Source organism: Micromonospora sp. NPDC048040 (assembly GCF_055587185.1).
Genome location: NZ_JBVJGT010000001.1, coordinates 333,175 through 354,784 on the forward strand (window position 1 = coordinate 333,175; position 21,610 = coordinate 354,784).

The window sequence follows — 21,610 nt, forward strand, 5'->3', positions numbered from 1 at the left end:
CTATCGCCGACCGTGACCATACGGTGTCCTAGCCCCCGAATGACCGGATCGGCGCGGGGACGCACCGGGGGGTCCCGCTACGGTGAACGGGTGCCCCTGGTCGCCGCCGCCGTCTGCCCGCATCCGCCCCTGCTCGTGCCCGAGGTGGCCGGTGCCGCCGCCGCTGAGCTGGACGAACTCCGCACGGCCTGCGACGCGGCCGTCGGCCGGCTGCTCGCCGCCTCGCCCGACCAGATCGTGCTGGTCGGCGCCGGGCCGGAGACCGTCCGCTTCCGGGCCGCCGACTACGGCTCCCTGCGCGCCTACGGTGTCGACCGCCACGTCCGGCTGTGGAAGACCAACTGCGGGGGCGGGGAGCGGCTGCCGCTGAGCCTGACCGTCGGCGCGTGGCTGCTCGGCAGGGCGGGGACGGACCTGCCCCGGTTCGCCACGTCGGTCGCCGCCGACGCCGCCCCGGGCGAGTGCGCCGCGCTCGGGGCGGAGCTGGTACGCCGCGCCGAGGGCCGGGTCGCGCTGCTGGTGACGGGGGACGGGTCCGCCTGCCGGGGCGAGAAGGCGCCCGGCTACGACGACCCGCGCGCGCAGGCGTACGACGAGGGGGTCGCCCGGGCCCTGGCCGACGCGGACGCCGCCGCCCTGCACGGCCTGGACCCGGTGCTGTCGGCCGAGCTGAAGGTCGCCGGTCGGGCGGCCTGGCAGGTGCTCGCCGGCGCGGCGGGCGCGGCGGGCGGACGCTGGCACGGTGACCTGACCTACGACGCCGCGCCCTACGGCGTGGCCTACTTCGTGGCCACCTGGGAGGCGGCGTGACCGGGCCGGCCGACGCCGGCGGCGGCCACCCGCCGGTCGGGACGGTGGTCGCGGTGGTCGGGCCGACGGCGGCCGGGAAGTCCGCACTGAGCATCGCGCTCGCGCACGCCCTCGACGGCGAGGTGGTCAACGCCGACTCGATGCAGCTCTACCGGGGCATGGACATCGGCACCGCGAAGCTCACCCCGGCCGAGCGCGACGGGGTGCCGCACCACCTGCTGGACATCTGGGACGTCACCGAGCCGGCGAGCGTGGCGGAATACCAGCGGCTGGCCCGCGCGGCGGTCGACGACATCCTGGCCCGTGGCCGGGTGCCGCTGCTGGTCGGCGGCTCCGGCCTCTACGTGCGGGCGGTGCTGGAGCGGTTCGAGTTCCCCGGCACCGACCCGGCGGCCCGCGAGCGGCTCGAACGGGAGCTGGCCGAGACCGGCCCGGCCCCGCTGTACGCCCGGCTGCGGGAGGCCGACCCGGCCGCCGCGGCGGGGATCCTGCCCACCAACGGCCGGCGGATCGTCCGGGCGCTGGAGGTCATCGAGCTGACCGGGGCGCCGTTCACCGCGTCGCTGCCCGGCCCGACGCCCTACTACCCGTCCGTGCAGCTCGGGGTGGACCTGGACACGGCGCTGCTGGACGAGCGGATCGCGCTGCGGGTGGACCGGATGTGGGCCGACGGCCTGGTCGCCGAGACCCGCGAGCTGGTCGGCCACGGCCTGCCGCAAGGGCGGACGGCCAGCCGGGCGCTCGGGTACCAGCAGGTGCTGCGCTTCCTGGCCGGGGAGATCACCGAGGGCGAGGCGCACGACGAGACGGTCCGGGCCACCCGGCGGTTCGTCCGCCGGCAGCGCTCCTGGTTCCGCCGTGACCAGCGGATCCACTGGCTGGACTCGGCCGCGCCGGACCTGATCCCGGCCGCCCTGCGCCTGCTGCCGGCCGCTGCGCGATGATGGGGGCGTGGAGTTCACCAAGGGCCACGGCACCGGCAACGACTTCGTCATCCTGCCCGACCCGGACGGGGCGCTCGACCTGACGCCCGGGCTGGTCGCCGCGATCTGCGACCGGCGGCGCGGCCTCGGCGGCGACGGCGTGCTGCGGGTGGTGCGGGCGGCGAAACACCCCGAGGGCGCCGCCCTGGCCGGCGAGGCCGAGTGGTTCATGGACTACTGGAACTCCGACGGCTCGTTCGCCGAGATGTGCGGCAACGGCGCTCGCGTCTTCGTCCGCTACCTGCTGGCGTCCGGGCTGGCCACGCCGGTCGGCGCGGCGCTGCCGGTGGCCACCCGGGCCGGCCTCGTGCGCGCGCGCGTCGAGGGGGACGCCGTCGCCGTCGAGATGCGCCGCCCCCGGGTGTACGACGCCTCGACCGCCACCGTGGGCGGCTTGACCCTGCCGGGTGCGGCGGTGGACGTCGGCAACCCGCATCTGGTCTGCGCGCTCCCGACCGGGCTGGACCTGACCGGCCTCGACCTCACCCGCGCGCCGGAGTTCGACCCGGCTGCCTTCCCGGCCGGAGTGAACGTCGAGTTCACCGCGCCCGGCGAGGCGGTCGACGGCGCCGACGGGCACGTGCTGATGCGGGTGTACGAGCGCGGCTCCGCCGAGACGCTCTCCTGCGGCACGGGCGCGTGCGCGGTGGCCGCCGTGGCCCTGCGCGACGCCGGCCGGGACACCGGGGTGATCGCCGTGGACGTCCCCGGCGGCCGCCTCACGGTCACGGTCACCGAGGACTCCTGCTGGCTGGCCGGCCCCGCCGTCCTGGTCGCGGGCGGCGAGGTCGACCCCGCCGCCCTGACCACGCCCGCCTGACCCCGGCCTCCCCCTGCCCTCCCGCCCCACGCCGGTGCAAGATCGCCGGGGCGGGGCGGGGCGGGGCGTCAGGGGGTGGCGCTGGCTTCGGCGGCGATCTCGGGGAGGTCGGCCGGGCCGGGGTCCGCGGCCGGGGCCGGGGGCGGGTTCTGGGCGGCGGCGCGCACCGCCGCGGCGACCGCCGGGGCCACCCGCGAGTCGAAGACGCTGGGTACGATCACCGTCGGGTTGATCTTGTCCTCGCCGACCACGTCCGCGATGGCCCGGGCGGCGGCGATCGCCATCTCCTCGGTGAACTCCTCGGCGTGCGCGTCCAGCATGCCGCGGAAGACACCCGGGAAGGCGAGCACGTTGTTGATCTGGTTCGGCTGGTCGGAACGACCGGTGGCGACCACGGCGGCGTGCTTGCGCGCCTCACGCGGGTCGACCTCCGGGTCGGGGTTCGCCAGCGCGAAGACGATGGCGTCCTTGGCCATCATGGCGATGTCGTCGCCGGTGAGCAGGTTCGGCGCGCTGACGCCGATGAAGACGTCCGCGTCGCGTACCGCCCCGGGCAGGTCACCGGCGTAGTTGTCCTTGTTGGTGTGGTCGGCCAGCCACTGCCAGGCCGGGTTGAGCCCGGTCAGGCCGCGGTGCAGGGCGCCCTGCCGGTCGTACGCGATGATGTCGCCCACGCCCTGGCGCAGCAGCAGCTTCATGATCGCGGTGCCGGCCGCGCCGGCGCCGGAGACCACGACCCGGACGTCCGCGAGCTGCTTGCCCACGACGCGCAGCGCGTTGGTCAGCGCGGCCAGCACGCAGATCGCGGTGCCGTGCTGGTCGTCGTGGAAGACCGGGATGTCCAGCGCCTCGCGCAGCCGGGCCTCGATCTCGAAGCAGCGCGGCGCGGCGATGTCCTCCAGGTTGATCCCGCCGTACGCGGGCGCGATGGCCTTGACGATCTGCACGATCTCGTCGGTGTCCTGGGTGTCCAGGACCACCGGCCAGGCGTCCACCCCGCCGAAGCGCTTGAACAGCGCCGCCTTGCCCTCCATCACCGGCAGGGACGCCGCCGGCCCGAGGTTGCCCAGGCCCAGCACGGCCGAGCCGTCGCTGACCACGGCCACGGTGTTGCGCTTGATGGTGAGCCGCCGGGCGTCGGCCGGGTTCTCCGCGATCGCCTGGCAGACCCGCGCCACCCCCGGGGTGTACGCGCGGGACAGCTCGTCGCGGGTGCGCAGCGCCACCTTCGAGCTGACCTCGATCTTGCCGCCGAGGTGCAGCAGGAACGTCCGGTCGGAGACCTTGCGCACGTCCACGCCGTCGAGCGCGGTCAGCGCGTCGACCACCTGGTCGGCGTGGGCGGCGTCGGCGGTGTCGCAGGTCAGGTCGACGATCACGTGGGTCGGGTCGGAGTCGACCACGTCGAGCGCGGTGACGATCGCGCCGGCCTCGCCGACGGAGGTGGTCAGCCGGCCGATGGAGGACGCGTCCGCAGGCACGGCGATCCGGATGGTGATCGAGAATCCGGCACTCGGAAGTCGGGTGATTGACACAGGATCCCTCCGTCGACGCTGAGCGGCTCGCACCGCATTTCTACTCGCCCACCCGGGCCGGCCCACCGGCCGCCCCCGCTTTTGTGGCATTTCACGCGGGCATATAGCGGGTGCGTCCGGCGTTGACACATGTCAGGATTGCTCGGTACGTGACAGAACGGACAGGAGACCGGCTTGACCAACCAGGAGACCTACCTCCCCTACACCGACGACGAGCTCGACGCCACCACCGGCGAGTTCGAGCTGTCCGAGCGGCAGGCGCTGCGGCGGGTCCCTGGCCTCTCCACCGAGCTCGCCGACATCACCGAGGTCGAATACCGCCAGCTGCGCCTGGAGCGCGTGGTCCTGGTGGGCGTCTGGACCGAGGGCACCCAGAGCGACGCCGAGAACAGCCTCACCGAGCTGGCCGCGCTGGCGGAGACCGCCGGCTCGCAGGTGCTCGAAGGGCTGATCCAGCGGCGCAACCGCCCCGACCCGGCCACCTACATCGGCCGGGGAAAGGTCGACGACCTCGGCTCGGTCGTGCTCTCCAGCGGCGCCGACACGGTGATCTGCGACGGCGAGCTGTCGCCGTCCCAGCTCCGCAACCTGGAGCAGCGCATCAAGGTCAAGGTGGTGGACCGCACCGCGCTGATCCTCGACATCTTCGCCCAGCACGCCAAGAGCAAGGAGGGCAAGGCGCAGGTCGAGCTGGCCCAGCTCGAATACCTGCTGCCCCGCCTGCGCGGTTGGGGTGAGACGCTCTCCCGGCAGACCGGTGGTAGCGGTCGCGGCGGGGGCGCCGGCGGCGGCGTGGGCCTGCGTGGTCCCGGTGAGACCAAGCTGGAGACCGACCGGCGTCGGATCCGCCACCGCATCGCCCGGCTGCGCCGGGAGATCAAGGGCATGCGGACGGTACGCCAGACCAAGCGCGCCCGGCGGTCCCGCAACGCCGTCCCCGCCGTCGCCATCGCCGGCTACACCAACGCCGGCAAGTCCAGCCTGCTCAACCGGTTGACCGGCGCGGGTGTGCTGGTCGAGAACGCGCTCTTCGCCACCCTCGACCCGACCACCCGCAAGGCCACCACCTCCGACGGGCGGCTCTACACCCTCTCCGACACCGTCGGCTTCGTCCGGCACCTGCCGCACCAGATCGTCGAGGCGTTCCGCTCGACGCTGGAGGAGGTGGCCGAGGCCGACCTGGTGGTGCACGTCGTCGACGGCACCCACCCGGATCCGGAGGAGCAGGTCCGCGCGGTCCGTGAGGTGCTCGCCGAGGTGGGCGCCGACCGGCTGCCCGAGCTGCTGGTGGTCAACAAGACCGACGCGGCCGACGAGGAGACGCTGCTGCGGCTCAAGCGGCTCTGGCCGGAGGCGGTCTTCGTCTCCGCGCACACCGGGCGCGGGCTCGACGGGCTGCGCGAGGCTGTCGAGGAGCGGCTGCCCCGCCCGGCGGTGGAGGTCCGCGCGGTGCTCCCGTACGACCGGGGCGACCTGGTGGCGCGGGTGCACCGGCAGGGTGAGGTGCTGAGCACCTCCCACCTGCCCGAGGGGACGCTGGTGCACGTCCGGGTGGGCGACGCGCTCGCCGCCGAGCTGGCCCCGTTCCGGGCGGCGGCGGAGAGCCAGGCGGTCGCGTCCGCACGGTAACGGCGTTCCGGCGTCACCCGGCGGAAACCTGCGGCATGCGACACTGATTCAATGCGCCGCACTGTTTCTTCGGTCACGGTCGCCCTCGGCTTGCTGGGGGCGACCGTGGCGTGTGCGGGGGTCGCCCTGGCGGCGCCCGCCTCGGCCTCGTCCCCGCTCACGGCCGCCGCCGGCAAGAAGCGGTGCACGGTGACCGACGAGCGGCTGCGTGAGCTGTCCGGTCTGGTGGCCACCAAGAGCGGCTACATCGTGATCAACGACGGCACCGAGGTGGAGAGCCGCAAGCGGGTCTTCTTCCTCGACGCCAAGTGCGAGATCTCGAAGGAGCCGGTCCGCTATTCGGGGCAGGGGCCGTTCGACACGGAGGACCTGGCGCTCTCGCCGAACGGCCAGACGCTGTGGATCGCCGACACCGGTGACAACGTCACCAGCCGCGAGCGCCGCGAGCGGGTGGCGCTGTGGAGCATGCCGGTCAGCGGGTCCAAGCGGCCGGTGCTGCACCGGCTCTCCTACCCGGAGGGCAAGCCGCACGACGCCGAGGCGTTGCTCATCGGCGACGACGGCAACCCGCTGATCATCACCAAGGTGATGTCGGGCAAGGCGCAGATCTTCACCCCCGCCGCGAAGATGAAGAGCGGGGACACCGAGGCGGTGCCGATGAAGAAGGTCGGCGAGATCGCCCTGCCGAGGACGGACACGGACAACCGGCTCGGCGCTCCGGGCCGCGTGGCGATCACCGGAGCCGCCCGTTCCCCCGACGGGTCCCGGGTGGTGGTGCGCACCTACGCCGACGCCTTCGAGTACGACGTGACCGGCGGCGACATCGTGGCGGCCCTGACCTCCACCAAACCCCGGGTGACGGCGCTGGCCGATCCGTTCGGCGAGGCGATCGCCTACACCCCGGACGGCAAGACCTTCCTCACCGTCTCCGACGGCGGCCAGCTCGACGAGGCCGAGCCGGTGGAGATCCTCAGCTACACCCCGTCCGCCGAGGGCGCGAAGCCGATCGCCGGCGAGGGCGACGGGCCGAAGAAGGCGGCCGGGCAGTCGTGGCTCGACGGCCTGAGCCTGAGCGACATCACGTACATCATCGCCGCGGTCGGCGTGATCGGCGCGCTGATGGTGGCCGCCGGCGTCTTCGGCATCCTGCGGGCCCGGCGCAGGCCGGCCGCCCCGCATCGGGACGCCGACGAGCCGGCCCGCGACGACCTCGCCGACGACCCGCGGGGCCCGGCGGACGACGACTTCCTGCCGCCGGGAGACCGGGCGCGGGGCGGCGTCTACGGGGGCGCGCCCTCCGGTGGCGTCTACGGCGGTGCGCCCGGTGGCGGGCGGGGCGGGGCGGTCCCGGCCGGCGGTGGTCGCGGCGGGGCCGCGCCGGCCGGCGGCGGGGTCTACGGCGGTGGCCGCCAGGCCGGCGGCCCGGTCTACGGTGGCGGTCGCCCGGCCGGCGGTGGTGGCGGTCGCCCGGCCGGTGGCGGTGGTGGCGCCTACGATGGCGGCCGGCCGCCGGGCGCCGGTGGTCCCGCAGGCGGTGGCGGCGGTGGCCGGCAGGGTGGCGGCGGCCGTCCCGGTGGTGGCGTCTACGGCGGCGGGGGCCAACCGGGCCCCGGCGTCTACGGCGGCGGGGGCCGGGCGGAGCCGCCCCGTCGCGGCGGCGAGCAGGATCCTCGCGGTCAGCGGCCGGCCCGCCGGCGCGACCAGGGCTACGACGACGGCCGCGGCGGCCCCAACGGCCACGCGCCGGGTGGCGGCCGAGGCTACCGGGGCGACCGCTACTGACGTCCCCGGGCCTCCAGGGGCCGCCGTCGGCGACCGCTCCGGAGGCGCCACGGGGTCAGATGCGGCGCAGCACCGCGACGACCCGGCCCATGATGGTCGCGTCGTCGCCGGGGATCGGGTCGAAGGCCGGGTTCTGCGGCATCAGCCAGACGTGCCCGTCACGGCGGCGGTAGGTCTTGACCGTCGCCTCGCCGTCGAGCATCGCGGCGACGATGTCGCCGGACTCGGCGGTCGGCTGCTGCCGGACCACGACCCAGTCGCCGTCGCAGATCGCCGCGTCGAGCATCGAGTCGCCCTTGACCTGGAGCATGAAGACCTCGCCCTCACCCACCAGCTCGCGGGGAAGGGGGAAGATGTCCTCCACGGCCTGCTCGGCCAGGATCGGGCCGCCGGCCGCGATCCGGCCCAGCATCGGCACGTACGCCGGGGCGGGGCGCTGCGAGCGGGTCAGCTCGTCGTCGACGTCGTTGGGGGCCCGGACGTCCACGGCACGCGGCCGGTTGGGGTCGCGGCGCAGGAAGCCCTTCTTCTCCAGCTCCTTGAGCTGGTAGGCGACGCTGGACGGCGACACCAGGCCGACCGCCTCGCCGATCTCGCGCACGCTCGGCGGATAGCCGTGCCGGTCCACCCAGGTGCGGATGAACTCCAGGATCCGCCGCTGCCGGGCGGTGAGATCCACCGTCGCCGGGTCGGGGAAGGCGCTCACCACCGGGGTGACCGGGCGCACGGCGGGCTGCCCGGCCCGGCTGCGCGCGGCGCCCCGGCGTCGGGTGGCCGGCGGGCCCGCCTCGGTGATCTGCTGCGGGCTCTTCGGCCGGCTGGCCCGGTCCTCGGTCACGTCCGTCCTCCCTGGTCGGCGCTGGGTGCCTTGGCGGCTCGTGGTGCGTGCGGCGGTGCGTGGTGACCGGTGGCGGAAGATCCGCGCCCGGTTGTTCATGACCGTATAGGTGAGATCGGTCATTTTCAAACGTCTGTACGACATCACCTCGGCGTGTCGGGGCGAAAAGCGGCCCTGCTCGTACTCACGTTCTGGTAAATGGTACGTCGGGTCGAACGGGTGTTCGACTCCTGCCCGATCGGCGGCGGTTTCGCCGCGACCGGACGAATAACCCCGGGAGGTGCCGGACGGTTGGTTCTGCGGTGGGGCGGCGCCGGCCGGGTCGACTCCGGATGGCGGTGACGCGCCGGACACGCCGCTCAACTTGACCGGGGATCGTCGGCGGCATACGGTCGACCCCTAGATGTAGTAGTCACACGGGCGTAAGTCGCCTACAGGTTGGGTTCGACTACCGACCGCACTCCCGTACCGTCGACACGGCGAAGACCATCGACAGATGGCTCCGCCGCGCTGACGCGTGCCCGGAGAGCGGTCGGCGTGCCCGCAGTCGATGAAGGAGGTCGGGCCGATGCGGTGTCCGTACTGCCGGCACGCGGACTCCCGGGTGGTCGACTCGCGGGAGGCCGACGACGGCCAGTTGATCCGCCGGCGGCGGTCCTGCCCGGAGTGCGGGAAGCGGTTCACCACGGTGGAGGAGGCGGTCCTCGCGGTCGTCAAGCGCAGCGGGGTCACCGAGCCGTTCAGCCGTACGAAGATCATCGGCGGGGTGCGCAAGGCGTGCCAGGGCCGGCCGGTGGACGACGACTCGATCGCGCTGCTCGCGCAGAAGGTCGAGGAGACCGTCCGGGCCAAGGGGGCCGCCGAGATCCCCAGCCACGAGGTGGGGCTGGCCATCCTGGGCCCGCTGCGGGACCTGGACGAGGTCGCCTACATGCGGTTCGCCAGCGTCTACCGGTCGTTCGACTCGCTCGCCGACTTCGAGCGGGAGATCGAGACGCTGCGGGCCGCCGCACGCGCCCGGGAGGGCGCCGGGGCCGACGCGGCCGAGGCCGTCGGCCGTACCAGTTGAAGTTTTTCGCAGTTGATGACAGTCGGATCGCGGGGCGAGGTGGCCGCGCGGACGAGGGGGCGGATGAGATGTCGGGGGATGGTGTGACGACGAGCAGGGCACGGAGCAAGGCCGGCGCGGGGCTCAAGGTCGAGCGGGTCTGGACGACCGAGGGGGTGCACCCCTACGACGAGGTCGCCTGGGAGCGCCGCGACGTCGTGATGACGAACTGGCGCGACGGCTCGGTCAACTTCGAGCAGCGCGGGGTCGAGTTCCCGGAGTCGTGGAGCGTCAACGCGGCGAACATCGTGACCACCAAGTACTTCCGGGGCGCGGTGGGCACCCCGGAGCGGGAGTGGTCGCTCAAGCAGCTGATCGACCGGGTGGTCACCACCTACCGCACCGCCGGTGAGGAGTACGGCTACTTCGCCAGCCCGGCCGACGCCGAGGTCTTCGCCCACGAGCTGACCTGGATGCTGCTGCACCAGGTGTTCAGCTTCAACTCGCCGGTCTGGTTCAACGTCGGCACGCCCTCGCCGCAGCAGGTCAGCGCCTGCTTCATCCTGGCGGTCGACGACTCGATGGACTCCATCCTCGACTGGTACAAGGAGGAGGGGCTGATCTTCAAGGGCGGCTCCGGCTCCGGCGTCAACCTGTCCCGGATCCGCTCCTCCCGCGAGCTGCTCTCCTCCGGCGGCAACGCCTCCGGCCCGGTGAGCTTCATGCGCGGCGCGGACGCCTCCGCCGGCACCATCAAGTCCGGCGGCGCCACGCGGCGCGCGGCGAAGATGGTCATCCTCGACGTGGACCACCCGGACATCCAGGAGTTCGTGGTCACCAAGGCGCGCGAGGAGGACAAGATCCGCGCGCTGCGCGACGCCGGGTTCGACATGGACCTGGGCGGCGCCGACATCGTCAGCGTGCAGTACCAGAACGCCAACAACTCCGTCCGCGTCTCCGACGAGTTCATGACCGCCGTCGAGAACGGCGGCGGCTTCGACCTGCGCGGCCGGCTCGACGGCGCGGTGATCGAGACCATCGACGCCAAGAACCTATTCCGCTCCATCTCCCAGGCCGCCTGGGAGTGCGCCGACCCCGGCCTCCAGTACGACGACACGATCAACGACTGGCACACCTGCCCGGAGACCGGGCGGATCACCGCGTCGAACCCGTGCTCGGAGTACCTGCACCTGGACAACTCCTCGTGCAACCTGGCCTCGCTGAACCTGATGAAGTTCCTCCGCGCCGACGGTGGCTTCGAGGTGGAGAAGTTCGTCAAGTCGGTCGAGTTCGTCATCACCGCGATGGACATCTCGATCTGCTTCGCCGACTTCCCGACCGAGAAGATCGGCGAGACGTCCCGCGCCTACCGGCAGCTCGGCATCGGCTACGCCAACCTCGGCGCACTGCTGATGGCGTCGGGCCTGCCGTACGACTCGGAGCAGGGCCGCTCGGTCGCCGCGGCGATCACCTCGCTGATGACCGGCACGGCCTACCGCCGCTCCGCCGAGCTGGCCGGCGTCGTCGGCCCGTACGACGGCTACGCCCGCAACGCCGAGCCGCACAAGCGGGTCATGCGCAAGCACGCCGCCGCCAACGACGCGATCAAGCCGGCCGGCACCGTTGCCACCGCGATCCAGCGGGAGGCCACGAAGCAGTGGACCCAGGGCAACAAGATCGGCGACAAGAACGGCTGGCGCAACTCGCAGGCGAGCGTCCTCGCGCCGACCGGCACCATCGGCTTCATGATGGACTGCGACACGACCGGCGTGGAGCCGGACCTGGCGCTGGTCAAGTTCAAGAAGCTGGTCGGCGGCGGCTCGATGCAGATCGTCAACCAGACCGTGCCGCGCGCCCTGCGCAGCCTCGGCTACCCGGAGGAGCAGGTCGAGGCGATCGTCGAGCACATCGCCGACCACGGCCACGTGGTGGACGCCCCCGGCCTCAAGCCGGAGCACTACCCGGTCTTCGACTGCGCGATGGGCGAGCGCTCCATCGCCCCGATGGGTCACGTGCGGATGATGGCGGCCATCCAGCCGTTCGTCTCCGGCGCGATCTCCAAGACGGTCAACATGCCGGAGGCAGCCACCGTCGAGGACGTCGAGAAGATCTACTTCGAGGGCTGGAAGCTCGGCCTCAAGGCGCTGGCGATCTACCGGGACAACTGCAAGGTCGGCCAGCCGCTCTCGGTGGCGAAGTCCAACAAGGCCACCGAGGCCGCCCCCGCCGAGGTGGAGAAGGTCGTCGAGAAGGTCGTCGAGTACCGCCCGGTGCGCAAGCGGCTGCCGAAGAAGCGCCCGTCGGAGACGATCTCCTTCTCGGTCGGCGGCGCCGAGGGCTACCTCACCGCGTCGTCCTACCCGGACGACGGCCTCGGCGAGGTCTTCCTCAAGATGTCGAAGCAGGGCTCGACCCTGGCCGGCGTGATGGACGCCTTCTCGGTGGCCATCTCCATCGGTCTCCAGTACGGCGTCCCGCTGGAGACGTACGTCAGCAAGTTCACCAACATGCGCTTCGAGCCGGCCGGCATGACCGACGACCCGGACGTGCGGATGGCCGCCTCGGTGATGGACTACATCTTCCGTCGCCTGGCGCTGGACTTCCTGCCGTACGAGCGCCGCGCGGAGCTGGGCATCTTCACCGCCAAGGAGCGGGCCGCCCAGCTCGCGGCCGAGGCGGAGGCGGAGGCGAACGGTGCGGACCTCACCGCGATGGCCGCCTCCGCCCCGGTCGTAGCGCCGACCGAGCCCAAGACCGGGCCGGTCGCGCAGCCGGCGCAGGAGGTCGCCGACGTCGCCGCCGCCAAGCCGGCGCCGTCCGTGGGTTCCAGCACGGAGCTGCTGGAGGCCGTGATCGGCAAGGCCGCCGACGCGCCGCTCTGCTTCACCTGCGGTACGAAGATGCGGCCCGCCGGTAGCTGCTACGTCTGCGAGGGCTGCGGCTCCACCAGCGGCTGCAGCTGACGTACGACCGCGATGAGCCCCGGGCGTTCCCGCGCCCGGGGCTCATTCCTTTTCCGCCACCGGCCGGGCCACTCGTTGCCTCGGCTCGCGTGGTGGATCTCGTACGCTCAGCTACGTGTCAGAGCCATTGCCGTACCGGCGCCGCTCCGCGCGGGTCCTGCTGCTCGACAGCGCCAGCCGGATCTTGCTCCTACGGTTCCTGGTCGACTCCACGGACCCCGACCGCGGCCACGGTTGGGCTACCCCTGGTGGCGGAGTCAACGACGGCGAGCCGTTACCGCACGCCGCGGCCCGCGAACTCCACGAGGAGATCGGCCTGGCGGTCGCTCCTCATCACCTCGGTCAACCGGTCGCCTACTGCGCCGGCTATGCGGACCTCGGCTGGGCCAGTGGCGTTTTCCGCGACGATTTCTTCTACCACCGCATCGACACGCACGACGTCGACACCACGCGCATGGAGACACTCGAACGCACATACCACGCCGGACACCGGTGGTGGCTCCTCGACGAACTGGCCTCGACCACCGACACCGTCGTCGGGGCTGCGGGAGCAACATCCTTCGATGGCTTTCTCGGCGGCTGGCGCTGGCTATCCTTCCGACCATGGCGGATGAGCGGCGGACCCTGGCCGGGGGCCGGTATGTCTTGCAGGCCAAGCCGATCGGCAGCGGGGGCATGGGGGTGGTTTGGCGAGCTGTGGACACCCTGCTGGACCGCGACGTGGCAGTGAAGGAGCTACGACTACCCGAGGGCCTGAGCGAATCCGAACATGAGGCGCTCCGAGAGCGCGCGATAACCGAGGCGCGGGCGGCCGGGCGGTTGAATCACCCCGGCATCGTGACCATTCACGATGTTCTGATCGAGGATGGCCACCCGTGGATCGTGATGGGCGTGGTCGAGGGGTCGTCTCTCTACTCGGTGGTGCGCGAGGACGGGCCGCTGAGTCCGCGGCGGACCGCGGAGATCGGCGAGGGACTGCTTGCGGCACTGCGGGTCGCTCACGCTGCCGGCATCCTGCATCGCGACGTCAAGCCGCAGAACGTCCTGTTGGGCCGGGACGGGCGCGCCGTACTCACGGACTTCGGGATCGCCGCGGTCATCGGCGCCACCCGGGGTCTCACCGGGACTGGCTCGGTCATGGGCACGCTGGGCTACGTGGCGCCCGAGCGGCTGACCGGGCAGGGTGCCGATCCGGCATCCGATCTGTGGTCGCTCGGTGCGACGCTGTACTTCGCCGTCGAAGGTCGGCCCGCGTTCGATTCGGACGATCCGGCAGAACTGGTCGCTGCCGTGTTGAGCCGCGACCCCGGGCCGGCTGAACGTGCTGGTCTGCTGAGTCCGACGCTGCTCGGCCTGATGGCGCGTCGCCCGGACGAACGGCTGTCCGCCGATGTGGCCGCGGAGCGTCTGCGGGAGGTCGCCGCCGGCGTCACGGCCGGCGACCACCCGACGGTTCGCGTCACCATGCCAGCAAAGGAGCAGGCCGCAGGGGCGACCAGAAGGCTGACCGAGCCGCTGCTGTCCGAGGGGAGCGGCCCGCGGGCCCGACGTGTCGCGCCCACGCGCGTCGCCGCGATCATCTTCGCTATGGCCCTGACGGCTGGCGCCCTGGCGACCGGCTACGCGCTCGCGCCGGACGGGGCGCCGAATCGGGAGACCGGCCGGGGCGGGGACCAACGGTCCGGCAGCCCGTCGGCCACCACGCCCGCAGCCTCCTCCGCATCGCCGTCGGGCAGGCGGTTCACGACTCCACCGAGCGTGTGCCTGTACCTGGCCGACCATCCCGAGGTCATTGCGCCGTTGATACCCAAGGCCAAGCTCTGGTCCGCACACCAGGCGACGAACAGCTGCAAATGGGAGCCCGGCCAAGATCCCGACGACGGGGAACTCACCCAGCTCGACGTGGAGGCCCCCCTGCTCCCCGCCAACCTGGGTGGCTGTCCTACCGAGGGCGAGCGGCTTCCCGGCATTGGCGAGGAGGCGTACATCTCTGAAAAGGGGGACCTCGACGAGCACGGCTGGCACGACCGCGACGTGCGTGTCTACTTTCGCGTCAACAACCTCGCGGTGTGCCTGAAGTACCGCCAAGCGTCCCGGAGGTCGATGCCGCCCTCCGCCAAGGCTGCGGTGATCGAATTCACGCGGGCCCTGGATCAGTGGGTCAAGCGGGAGCCGGTGACCTAGTTCGCGATCATCGGGACATGACGATCGTTGAGAGCTACGTCGAGTTCGGCACCCGTGAGGCGCGGGGCGTGTCGCCGACCTACGAGCGCCTCGCCCTCGCGGCCTCCCGTGACGAGGAACTTCTCGCGCTGGTCGGAACGCTCCCGCCGGCCAAGCGGCAGCCGAACCTGCTGTTCGGTGTCGTACGGCTGCTCGGCGGGCCCGTCGACGACCCGGCCGCGTTCCACGACTTCACGCTGGCGAACTGGCCGGCGATCGAGGCGGAACTGCGCACCCGGGCCGTCCAGACGAACGAGCCTGGGCGGTGCGCCGTACTGCTGCCGGTGCTCGCCGCGCTGCCGCAGCCGCTGGCGCTGCTGGAGGTCGGCGCGTCCGCCGGTCTCTGCCTCTACCCCGACCGGTACGCCTACCGCTACGGCGACCACCTGATCGGCACGGGCGAGCCGGTCCTCGACTGCGCGCTCACCGGCACCGCGCCGCCCGACCGGCTACCCGAGGTGGTGTGGCGGGCCGGCCTGGACCTGAACCCGCTGCGGGTCACCGACCCGGCGGACGTCGCCTGGCTCGACGCTCTCATCTGGCCGGAGCACTCGCACCGCCGCGCCCGGCTGCGGGCCGCCGCGGCCGTCGCCGCGACCGACCCGCCGCTGCTCGCGCGCGGCGACCTGGTGGACGACCTGCCCGCACTCGCCGCGCAGGCGCCGCGCGGCGCGACGCTGGTGGTGTTCCACACCTCCGTGCTCTACCAGGTGCCGCCGCCGCGCCGGGCGGCGTTCGCGGAGGTGGTACGCGGACTGCCCGGCCACTGGATCGCGAACGAGACACCGGGCGTGCTGCCCCACGACGCGCTGCCGGAGCCACCGGGCGAGGCGCTGCACAACGTGCTGTCGCTCGACGGAGTGCCCCTCGCCTGGACCCGCACGCACGGCCAGGCGATGACCTGGTGGGGCTGACCCGGTGTCCGACACCGGGCGCGGTCGCGGCGCGACGGCCAGATCGCGCCCGTACGGGTCGCGGGCTGCCTCCGCCGTACGAGGCAGCCCTCGACCCGGTTCAGTCAGTACTGCTTCTGCTGGCAGGGCACGCAGAAGCGGGCGTGCGGCAGCACCTCCAGGCGCTCCCGCGGGATCGGCGCCTCGCACTTCTCGCAGATGCCGTAGCGGCCGTCGGCGATGCGCCGCAGCGCTCCGGTGATCTGGTCCAGGCTCTGCCGGGTCGCGGCGATCATCGCGCTCTGGGTGTGCGCCTCGCCCGGGTCGCCGGTGTCGGCCGTCAGCTGCGTGAGCCGGACGGTCTGCGCCTCGAAGTCGGTCGTCAGTGTCGCCCGCAGCTCATCGAGCCACTGCTGGTCCGGCTGGGTGTGCGTGGTCATGGCGTAGCTCCCTCTGAAAAAAGAAAAGGGCCGAAGCTTGGGAAGCTTCGCCCTGGTGGCCGTTCGCAGAGTTGCAAGCGGTTCACGGAGGGCTACGTCCGGCGGGGACGGGGCTCGGCAGTCCGGAGGCCACCGCGCCGGCAGGCGACGGCGCGACCGCGGATCGCACCACCCGGGTCTCGACGGTCACCGACAGGGCACGCCGACGGGCAGCAGCGGACGCCGCCGTCACCACGACGGCGGTGCTCCTCTGCTGACCGAACGAACACATGGAGCCACCATAGGCCGGGCGGAACGGAAAACCAACGTGCTTCCGTCCGCCCGGAAACCAGCCTCACCCGACCGGGCCGCTCGTCGGTCGTGGACGCGCTGGTGGCGGAGTAGGGCGACCCCGTCGCCGTCGGAACCACCAGCGACGGCGGGCCGCCCGCAGACCGGCGCCACCGGTTATCCGACCCGGAGGGTACGTTCTTGCGGGCCGCCTTCCACGGCGGCGGACGGGAGGCCCCGGCGTGTCCATCGCCCTGTTCACCCTCGGCGGCACGATCGCGATGGGCGGGGTGGACCCCGGCCGGGCCGGGGTGGTCACCCGGCTGACCGGCGCGGACCTCACCGCCGCCGTGCCGGGCCTCGACGAGCTGGGCCTGCCGCTGGAGGTCCGCGACACCCACGCGGTGCCGAGCGCGCACCTGACGTACCGCCAACTGCTCGACGTGGTCGACGCCGCCTCGCGGGCGGTGACCGACGGGGCGACCGGCGTGGTGGTCACCCAGGGCACGGACACGCTGGAGGAGTCGGCGTTCCTGGCCGACCTGGTCTGGCCGCACGCCGCGCCACTGGTCTTCACCGGCGCGATGCGCAACCCGACCCTGGCCGGCCCGGACGGCCCGGCGAACCTGCTCGCGGCGGCCCGTGTGGCGGCGGCCCCCGCCGCCCGCGACCTGGGCGCGCTGGTCGCGTTCGCCGACGAGATCCACGCCGCCCGCTGGGTACGCAAGACGCACAGCACCAGCACCGGCACGTTCGCCTCGCCGAACGCGGGCCCGGTCGGGCACGTGATCGAGGGGCGCGTGCGCGTGCTGGCCCGCCCGCCCCGGCGGGAGCCGCTGCCGCCGGTCGACCCGGCGCGGCTCGACGCCACCCGGGTCGCGCTGCACACCGTGACGCTCGACGACGACGGCGGGCTGCTCGACCGGGTCGCCGACACCCACCACGGGCTCGTCGTCGCCGCCTTCGGTGTCGGGCACGTCCCGGCCGTCCTGGCCCCGGTGCTCGGCGCGCTGGCCGAACGGATCCCGGTGGTGCTCACCTCCCGCACCGGTGCCGGCTCGGTGCTGCGGCACACCTACGGGGCGGTCGGTTCCGAGACGGACCTGCGCCGCCGGGGCCTGCTGGACGGTGGGCTGCTCGACCCGTACAAGGCGAAGGTGCTGCTGCGGCTGCTGCTCGCGGCCGGCGCGGACCGCGAGGAGATCGCCGCCGCCCTGGCCCGGCACGGCTGACCGCGGGGCTCTCTAGACTGCGCCGGTGACCGGAGAGCGACGACCGCTGGCGGACCGGCCGCTGACCGAGCCGCATCCCTCCCGGCTGTCGCCGGAGCACCCGGACCGGGAGCGGATCCTGGCCGCGCACGCCGCCGCCCTGGCCGCCGGTGAGGCCGGCTACCTCGACCCGGCCACCGGCCTGTTCGTGCTGAGCGCGGGGTTCCTGGCCCGGCGCGGCACCTGCTGCGGTCGCGGCTGCCGGCACTGCCCGTACGTCGACGACTGACGGCGAACGGCTGATCGAGGGCTACCGCGAGGGCGGGGCAGGCCGTACGGTGTCCGGCGGACACGTCGGGGTGGACAAGTGGAGGAGTGATCGTGCGCGGGCGGATCGTGGGCGCCGGGGTGGCCGTACTGCTGGCGACGGGCTGCGGCGCGGAGGCGGCCGAACCGGTGGCGGTGCCGCCTCCCGCGCCGATCGCGGTCGACGTGGCGGCCGCCTCGTCCGGCGGGGCGTGCCGGCTGCTGGACTTCGGCGTGATCGAGCAGCACGCGGGGGTCCGCTTCGACATCGCCGCCGCCAGCGAGACCGGCGACAGCCACACCTGCGTGGTCCGCGCCGAGCAGGCCACCCTGCCGGAGTTGACGCTGATCGTCACCGAGGCGTCGATCGACGCGGCCACCTTCACCGCGGACGTGGTGCCGGAGAAGGCGACCAAGGTCACCGGGCTGGGCCAGAAGGCGTACCGGCGGACCCTTTCGGCCAAGGGCGCCTTCGGCCCGGTCGCGGAGGTGGGCTGGCTGGCCACCGAGGGCCGCCTCGCCACCCTCCGCTACACCACCCCGGCCGACACGGCCAAGGCAGACGCCGACAAGCTCGCGGACGCGCTCATCGCCCTGGCCAAGCAGGTGGACATCCGCGCCATCTGATCCGCGCCGCCACTCCGCCCACTCCGCGATCTTGCACTTTCGGCCCCCGATCTGTCCCCTTGTGTCGGACATGCCCGGGCACAAAGCGCAAGATCGCCGAGCCGAGCCGAGCCGAGCCGGGGCAGGGAGCGCGGGGGTGGGCGGGGTGGGACGGGTCAGTGGGCGGCGACGAAGACGCGGGAGGCGACCTCGCGGGGGAGGCGGACGCGGTCGCCCGAGCGGTCGATCGACACCCCGTCGCGCTCCTGCGCCACCATCACCGTCGCGCCCGGGTCGACGCCGGCCGCGTGCAACTGCCGCAGCACGTCCGCGTCGGTCTGCACGCTCTCGCAGATCCGCCGGACCACGACCGGCCCGGAGAGGCCGGGGAACGCCAGGTTGCGCTCACTCTCGACGGCGTCGGTGGTCTCCGGCCCCGGGGTGCCCAGCGCCTCCAGCCCAGGGATCGGGTTGCCGTAGGGCGAGCGGGTCGGCCGGTTGAGCAGGTCGTAGACCCGCTTCTCGACGGCGTCGCTCATCACGTGCTCCCATCGGCAGGCCTCCTCGTGGGCCTCCTCGTAGGGCATCCCGATCACGTTGACCAGCAGCAGTTCGGCGAGCCGGTGCTTGCGCATCACCGACACGGCGGTGCTGCGGCCGTGCGTGGTGAGCGCCAGGTGCCGGTCGCCCTCCACGGTGAGCAGGCCGTCGCGCTCCATCCGGGCGACGGTCTGACTGACGGTGGGCCCGCTCTGCCCCAGCCGCTCGGCGATCCGGGCACGCAGGGGCGGCACGCCCTCCTCCTCCAGTTCGAGGATGGTCTTGAGGTACATCTCGGTCGTGTCGACCAGATCCGTTTTGGACACCTTCATCCCTCCCTGCCGCGGAGGTAACTCAGGCTCGGTCGTGCCGACCAGATCATGCCTCACGTCAGCGGCCCTCCGGCCCACGATGGTACCTCGACGCAGGCCGAACGACCCTTGACGAACCGCGAGGCACGGGCCCGGATGGTGTTGACTTGACCTCATGTCCGGAACCGAGGAGCTGCTGGTCGAGGCCGACCGGCTCGCGACCGAGCTCGACCACGCCGACCCGCCCACCCTGCTCGACGTCCGCTGGCGCCTGACGGGCCCGCCCGGCCGGGACGACTATGCCGCCGGTCACCTGCCCGGCGCGGTCTTCGTCGACCTCGACACCGCGCTTTGCGGCCCGCCCGGCCCGGCCGGCCGCCACCCGCTGCCCGACCCGGCCGCGCTCCAGGCCGCGCTGCGGGCCGCCGGCGTCCGCGCCGGTCACCCCGTGGTGGTGTACGACGGCGGCGACGGCATGGCCGCCGCCCGCGCCTGGTGGACGCTGCGCTGGGCGGGCCACCGGCCGGTACGCCTGCTGCACGGCGGCTTCCCGGCGTGGCGGGCCGCCGGACTGCCCACCAGCACGGCGGAGCCGACCCCGGCGCCGGGCGACGTCGAGGTGCGCCCCGGCGCGCTGCCGGTGCTCGACGCGGGGGAGGCCGCCCGGCTGGCCGCCGCCGACGAGGGCGTCCTGCTGGACGTGCGCGCCGCGCCCCGCTACCGGGGCGAGACCGAGCCGATCGACCCGGTCGCCGGGCACGTCCCGGGCGCGGTGAACCTGCCCGCCGGTGAGTACGTCGCCGAGGGCCGGTTCCCGGCCGCCGACGCGCTGCGCGCGCGGTTCGCCGCCGCCGGGGTGGCCGGGGGCGCCCCCGTCGGGGCGTACTGCGGGTCGGGGGTGACCGCCGCGCAGGCCGTGCTCGCCCTGCACCTGGCGGGTCGGCCCGACGCGGCGCTCTACGTCGGGTCGTGGAGCAACTGGGTCGCCGACCCGTCCCGACCCGTCGCCACCGGGGAGGGCTGAGGGGGACGCCCGCCCCGGCGACGCCCGCCGACGGCCGGTCGACGACACCCAGCCGGTGCCGGCCGGCTGAGCGGCACGCGCGCCGGGCGACACGAGGGCGCGTGAGCAGGCCGAGACCGGGGCACGCCCCCAGCGCCTGCGCTCGGGCGTGCGGGCGCGCGTGCGACGATGAGGCCATGTCCGAGGACACGGTGGTGGTGTGGGACGAGTCCCTGCTCGCCTACGACATGGGGGATCACCCCCTCGACCCGGTCCGGGTGGAGCTGACCGTCGCGCTGGCCCGCGAACTCGGCGTGCTGGAGCGCCCCGGGGTGCGGCTGGTCAAGCCCGAGCCGGCCGACGACGCGCTGCTGACCCGGGTGCACGACCCGCGCTACCTCGACGCGGTGCGGAACGCCTCGAACGACCCGCTCTTCGCCGGCTTCGGGCTGGGCACCTCGGACAACCCGGTCTTCGCGGGGATGCACGAGTCGAGCGCGCTGGTCGCCGGGGCGAGTGTGGCCGCGGCCGAGGCGGTCTGGCGGGGCGAGGCCCGGCGGGCGGTCAACGTGGCGGGCGGGCTGCACCACGCGATGCCCGCCCGGGCCGCCGGCTTCTGCGTCTACAACGACCCGGCGGTGGCCATCGCCCGCCTGCTCGACCTCGGCGCCGAGCGGGTCGCGTACGTGGACGTGGACGTGCACCACGGCGACGGGGTGCAGCAGATCTTCTGGAACGATCCGCGGGTGCTGACGGTCAGCCTGCACGAGACGCCGCTGGCGCTCTTCCCGGGCACCGGCTTCCCCGACGAGACCGGCGGGCCGGGCGCCGTGGGCAGCGCCGTCAACGTCCCGCTGCCGCCCGGTGTGGACGACGCCGACTGGCAGCGCGCCTTCCACGCGGTCGTGCCGTCGGTGCTGCGCGCATTCCGGCCGCAGGTGCTGGTGACCCAGTGCGGGGCCGACGGGCACCGGCTCGATCCGCTCGCCGACCTGCGCCTCTCCGTCGACGGTCAGCGCGCCACCTACCTGGCCCTGCGGGCGCTCGCCGACGAGCTGTGCGAGGGCCGCTGGGTGGCCACCGGCGGCGGCGGGTACGCGCTGGTCGAGGTGGTGCCACGGGCCTGGACGCACCTGCTCGCCGTGGCCACGGGCGAGCCGATCGCGCCGGCCACGCTGACCCCGCCGGCCTGGCGGGAGCTGGCCGCCGCGCGCCGGCCGGGCCGGGAGATCCCGCTGCGGATGACCGACGACGTCGACCCGTCGTACGAGCCGTGGCAGCCGACCGGCGAGCCGAACGCGGTGGACCGGGCGATCGCGGCGGCCCGCAAGACGGCCTTCCCGCTGTTCGGGCTCGACCCGCACGACCCGCGCGACTGAGCCGGGCCGGAAGGAACCGC

19 protein-coding genes are annotated in these 21,610 nt (G+C 73.5%); 15 read left to right on the plus strand and 4 right to left on the minus strand.

The annotated features are described in order from the left end of the window. Positions 1 to 39 precede the first annotated feature (39 nt). Genes ACZ6O2_RS01495 through dapF form a run of 3 tightly spaced genes read left to right on the plus strand, consistent with a single transcriptional unit; the run spans position 40 to position 2,613 of the window. Complete coding sequence (locus ACZ6O2_RS01495; RefSeq protein WP_466021625.1) at positions 40 to 810, plus strand: class III extradiol dioxygenase subunit B-like domain-containing protein; 771 nt, start codon at positions 40 to 42, stop codon at positions 808 to 810. Next, positions 795 to 1,754: a tRNA (adenosine(37)-N6)-dimethylallyltransferase MiaA gene (miaA, locus tag ACZ6O2_RS01500; protein WP_466021711.1), complete on the plus strand. Its 960-nt coding sequence runs from the start codon at positions 795 to 797 to the stop codon at positions 1,752 to 1,754. The genes ACZ6O2_RS01495 and miaA overlap by 16 nt, the downstream gene beginning before the upstream one ends. A 7-nt stretch (positions 1,755 to 1,761) precedes the next feature. Further along, positions 1,762 to 2,613: a diaminopimelate epimerase gene (dapF, locus tag ACZ6O2_RS01505; protein ID WP_466021626.1), complete on the plus strand. Its 852-nt coding sequence runs from the start codon at positions 1,762 to 1,764 to the stop codon at positions 2,611 to 2,613. Positions 2,614 to 2,681: 68 nt separating this feature from the next. On the opposite strand, the gene ACZ6O2_RS01510 is transcribed toward dapF, so the two are convergent. After that, the gene (locus ACZ6O2_RS01510) at positions 2,682 to 4,148 is read right to left on the minus strand and encodes an NAD-dependent malic enzyme (protein ID WP_466021627.1); all 1,467 of its coding nucleotides are present in this window, start codon (positions 4,146 to 4,148) and stop codon (positions 2,682 to 2,684) included. Between the two features lie 174 nt (positions 4,149 to 4,322). Between ACZ6O2_RS01510 and hflX the strand changes: the two genes are divergently transcribed. Beyond that, entirely contained in the window at positions 4,323 to 5,777 is a 1,455-nt protein-coding gene (gene hflX / locus ACZ6O2_RS01515) for a GTPase HflX (protein WP_350710923.1), read from the plus strand. 51 nt (positions 5,778 to 5,828) lie between these two features. Further along, a complete protein-coding gene (locus ACZ6O2_RS01520; protein ID WP_466021628.1) occupies positions 5,829 to 7,559 on the plus strand; it encodes a hypothetical protein in 1,731 nt (576 codons plus the stop codon). Between the two features lie 55 nt (positions 7,560 to 7,614). Here ACZ6O2_RS01520 and lexA read toward each other — a convergent pair whose 3' ends face one another. Beyond that, the gene (lexA, locus tag ACZ6O2_RS01525) at positions 7,615 to 8,397 is read right to left on the minus strand and encodes a transcriptional repressor LexA (protein WP_350710927.1); all 783 of its coding nucleotides are present in this window, start codon (positions 8,395 to 8,397) and stop codon (positions 7,615 to 7,617) included. Positions 8,398 to 8,965: 568 nt separating this feature from the next. Between lexA and nrdR the strand changes: the two genes are divergently transcribed. From nrdR to ACZ6O2_RS01550, 5 genes are all read left to right on the plus strand, one after another. Beyond that, positions 8,966 to 9,466: a transcriptional regulator NrdR gene (gene nrdR, locus ACZ6O2_RS01530; protein ID WP_466021629.1), complete on the plus strand. Its 501-nt coding sequence runs from the start codon at positions 8,966 to 8,968 to the stop codon at positions 9,464 to 9,466. Between the two features lie 68 nt (positions 9,467 to 9,534). Then, entirely contained in the window at positions 9,535 to 12,408 is a 2,874-nt protein-coding gene (locus ACZ6O2_RS01535) for a vitamin B12-dependent ribonucleotide reductase (RefSeq protein ID WP_350710929.1), read from the plus strand. 115 nt (positions 12,409 to 12,523) lie between these two features. Further along, on the plus strand, positions 12,524 to 13,138 hold the full coding sequence (locus ACZ6O2_RS01540) for an NUDIX hydrolase (RefSeq protein WP_466021630.1): 615 nt from the start codon (positions 12,524 to 12,526) through the stop codon (positions 13,136 to 13,138). Continuing rightward, a complete protein-coding gene (locus tag ACZ6O2_RS01545) occupies positions 13,105 to 14,592 on the plus strand; it encodes a serine/threonine-protein kinase (RefSeq protein WP_466021631.1) in 1,488 nt (495 codons plus the stop codon). Before ACZ6O2_RS01540 ends, ACZ6O2_RS01545 begins: the two co-directional genes overlap by 34 nt. Positions 14,593 to 14,609: 17 nt before the next feature. Then, the gene (locus ACZ6O2_RS01550; protein WP_350710944.1) at positions 14,610 to 15,545 is read left to right on the plus strand and encodes a DUF2332 domain-containing protein; all 936 of its coding nucleotides are present in this window, start codon (positions 14,610 to 14,612) and stop codon (positions 15,543 to 15,545) included. Positions 15,546 to 15,649: 104 nt separating this feature from the next. Here ACZ6O2_RS01550 and ACZ6O2_RS01555 read toward each other — a convergent pair whose 3' ends face one another. Beyond that, a complete protein-coding gene (locus ACZ6O2_RS01555) occupies positions 15,650 to 15,964 on the minus strand; it encodes a TraR/DksA family transcriptional regulator (RefSeq protein WP_350710945.1) in 315 nt (104 codons plus the stop codon). Between the two features lie 512 nt (positions 15,965 to 16,476). On the opposite strand from ACZ6O2_RS01555, the gene ACZ6O2_RS01560 reads away from it, so the two are divergent. From ACZ6O2_RS01560 to ACZ6O2_RS01570, 3 genes are all read left to right on the plus strand, one after another. Continuing rightward, a complete protein-coding gene (locus tag ACZ6O2_RS01560) occupies positions 16,477 to 17,466 on the plus strand; it encodes an asparaginase (protein WP_466021632.1) in 990 nt (329 codons plus the stop codon). Between the two features lie 25 nt (positions 17,467 to 17,491). After that, positions 17,492 to 17,734, plus strand: coding sequence for a DUF5522 domain-containing protein (locus tag ACZ6O2_RS01565; protein ID WP_393295712.1), 243 nt, complete (start codon positions 17,492 to 17,494; stop codon positions 17,732 to 17,734). 92 nt (positions 17,735 to 17,826) lie between these two features. Further along, complete coding sequence (locus ACZ6O2_RS01570; RefSeq protein ID WP_466021633.1) at positions 17,827 to 18,378, plus strand: hypothetical protein; 552 nt, start codon at positions 17,827 to 17,829, stop codon at positions 18,376 to 18,378. A gap of 155 nt (positions 18,379 to 18,533) precedes the next feature. On the opposite strand, the gene ACZ6O2_RS01575 is transcribed toward ACZ6O2_RS01570, so the two are convergent. Then, positions 18,534 to 19,223, minus strand: a complete 690-nt coding sequence (locus ACZ6O2_RS01575; RefSeq protein ID WP_466021634.1) for a metal-dependent transcriptional regulator — start codon at positions 19,221 to 19,223, stop codon at positions 18,534 to 18,536. Positions 19,224 to 19,383: 160 nt separating this feature from the next. Between ACZ6O2_RS01575 and ACZ6O2_RS01580 the strand changes: the two genes are divergently transcribed. Both ACZ6O2_RS01580 and ACZ6O2_RS01585 read left to right on the plus strand, forming a co-directional pair. Then, positions 19,384 to 20,232: a sulfurtransferase gene (locus ACZ6O2_RS01580; protein WP_363704933.1), complete on the plus strand. Its 849-nt coding sequence runs from the start codon at positions 19,384 to 19,386 to the stop codon at positions 20,230 to 20,232. A 176-nt stretch (positions 20,233 to 20,408) separates the two neighbouring features. After that, a complete protein-coding gene (locus ACZ6O2_RS01585) occupies positions 20,409 to 21,590 on the plus strand; it encodes an acetoin utilization protein AcuC (protein ID WP_350710956.1) in 1,182 nt (393 codons plus the stop codon). Positions 21,591 to 21,610 lie beyond the last annotated feature (20 nt).

What these genes read in the sequence shown, in the direction of transcription:
- ACZ6O2_RS01495 (WP_466021625.1), top strand. Translation starts at nt 40, where the DNA reads ATGACCGGATCGGCGCGGGGACGCACCGGGGGGTCCCGCTACGGTGAA.
- ACZ6O2_RS01520 (WP_466021628.1), top strand. Translation starts at nt 5,829, where the DNA reads ATGCGCCGCACTGTTTCTTCGGTCACGGTCGCCCTCGGCTTGCTGGGG.
- nrdR (WP_466021629.1), top strand. Translation starts at nt 8,966, where the DNA reads ATGCGGTGTCCGTACTGCCGGCACGCGGACTCCCGGGTGGTCGACTCG.
- ACZ6O2_RS01535 (WP_350710929.1), top strand. Translation starts at nt 9,535, where the DNA reads ATGTCGGGGGATGGTGTGACGACGAGCAGGGCACGGAGCAAGGCCGGC.
- ACZ6O2_RS01550 (WP_350710944.1), top strand. Translation starts at nt 14,610, where the DNA reads ATGACGATCGTTGAGAGCTACGTCGAGTTCGGCACCCGTGAGGCGCGG.
- ACZ6O2_RS01555 (WP_350710945.1), bottom strand. Translation starts at nt 15,964, where the DNA reads ATGACCACGCACACCCAGCCGGACCAGCAGTGGCTCGATGAGCTGCGG.
- ACZ6O2_RS01580 (WP_363704933.1), top strand. Translation starts at nt 19,384, where the DNA reads ATGTCCGGAACCGAGGAGCTGCTGGTCGAGGCCGACCGGCTCGCGACC.
- ACZ6O2_RS01585 (WP_350710956.1), top strand. Translation starts at nt 20,409, where the DNA reads ATGTCCGAGGACACGGTGGTGGTGTGGGACGAGTCCCTGCTCGCCTAC.